Here is a 2150-nt window from a genome sequence, read left to right on the forward strand (position 1 = left end):
TCGGCAGATTTTAATTTACCTTTTTCATCTACAGCTTTCGCATTGTACCATTTGCCATCATCAGCTTTCACAACACGATTACCTTTGTCATCTGTGTATACCACACTACCAGCTTCGCCATTACGTAATGCATTTACTTTCGTAGTTAAGTCTTTACCGTTCAAGCCATCTGCTGCTGTTAAGCCGTCTTTGCCCATACCAGCATCAGCGCCTGTACCAGGTTTGCCATCACGACCATCAACACCGTTAGCACCTACTGTTTCAGCGATTGCACTCACTTTATCTAATTTTGTTTTCGCATCATTAGACAAGCCAATGATCACTTTGCCATTATCGCCAGCTACGATTTCGACACCAGATTTAGCAGCTTCTGCAGTCGCCGTTGTGCCATCACCTTGAACAAAGTCTAAACCTGTTGTAACTGCTACTGTTTTCGCAGTTCCACCATTTGCTTTATAGCCTAAGTTAGCATTACCAGCAGCTGTTTGATTTACAGCTTTAATTGCTTCATCTACATAATCTTTATTCGCTGCGTCTGTACCAGTACCTGGTGCTCCTACATTTGTTAATTTAGAACCACCGAAGTCTACGTCACCTTTAGCGCCTGCTACACCTGGTTTTACTGTAATAACTGCATTGTCACCATTTTTAATTGTCAATGGATCTGTACCATTACCAGAGATACCTTTCATGTTTGTTAACGTATCTGCTAAGCTTACAGTTAAACCATTCGTAGGGTCGGATGCTACTTGGATGTTCACACCTGGTGTTGCAGTTGCTGCTGGTGTGAAGTTTGCCGCACCTTTCACAGCTAATGTTTCACCTAATTTACGAGCTGCATCAGTTCCAGTATCTGCACTGAAAGTAAGTGTTTTTTCTGCCAACGCATTCAAGTCAGACGCATTAGCTTTATCTGCTAATGTATTGTTGATAGTTGTAATATCTGATTTATCAGCTTTTTTCGCTAATTCAGTATGTAATTGACCACCGTTGATTGCATCTTTGGAGTTTTCTCCAATTGTGCCATCTGCAATGTTGCTTAATTTAGTTGTACCACCAATTGTTGTACCATCTGGGTTCACTAAACGAGCTTGTGGTGTTGCCACTTCTGTAGCTCCGTCCAGTTTATTACCTTTAGCATCTACTTTCTCAGCTGGATACCATTTGCCATCGTTAGCTTTTACAACACGTTTGCCGTTTTCATCTGTGTACACCACTGTTCCAGCTTCGCCATTACGTAAGGCATTTACTTTAGATGTTAAGTCTTTACCGTTTAAGCCGTCTTTGCCAGTCAAGCCTTTGTCACCTGCCACTGCAGTTGCATCAGCAGCTTCTTTACCAGTACCTGCTTTACCATCACGACCGTCAGCGCCGATTGTGCCTACTGTATTAGCCAAGTTTTCTACTTTCGCTAATTTAGCTTTCGTATCTGCAGACAATCCTACTGTGTAAGCACGTACTTTGTTAGTATCTTCCGTACCACCAGTTACTTCAAGTCCATCTCCAGCCGCTACTGTTGTATCGATAGCATCTACTGTATATGTTGTTACATGGTCAACCGTAGCATCTGTAACCTTCACATTTTTACCAGCAGCTACTTTTACAGCGCCTGCTGCTAAGTCTTTGACTGCATTTTTGCCATCATCACTTAGGTTACTTAAGTTTTTGTTAGCTGCATTATCAATAGCATTACGAGTCGCTTCATTTAAGCCAAATGTTACTTTACCATCATCACCGGCTACGATTTCGATACCAGCTTTGGCAGATTCTGCAGTCGCCGTTGTGCCATCACCTTTAACAAAGTCTAGACCTGTTGTTACCGCTACTGTTTTAGCTGTGCCACCATTTGCTTTGTAACCTAAATTAGCTACGCCACCAACTTTGCTGTCTACATAGGCTTTATTCGCTGCATCTGTATTAGCACCTGGTTCGCCAAGATTTGTTAATTTGGAGCCACCGAAGTCTACATCACCTTTTGCACCATTAGCACCTGGTTTTACTGTGATAACTGCATTGTCACCATTTTTGATTGTCAATGGATCTGTGCCATTACCGGAGATACCTTTCATGTTAGTTAACGTATCTGCTAAGCTCACAGTCAAACCATTCGTAGGGTCGGATGCTACTTGGATATTCACACCTGGTGTTGC

Annotated in this window: 1 protein-coding gene; it reads right to left on the minus strand. The window is 42.3% G+C overall.

Annotation, left to right across the window (positions count from 1 at the left end):
- Window positions 1–2150, minus strand: a 2150-nt coding sequence (locus EO118_RS08500; protein WP_127069496.1) for a hypothetical protein, incomplete at both ends; no start/stop codon positions are given.

The sequence above is a fragment of the Veillonella sp. 3891 genome (assembly GCF_003992315.1).
Classification (GTDB): domain Bacteria; phylum Bacillota; class Negativicutes; order Veillonellales; family Veillonellaceae; genus F0422.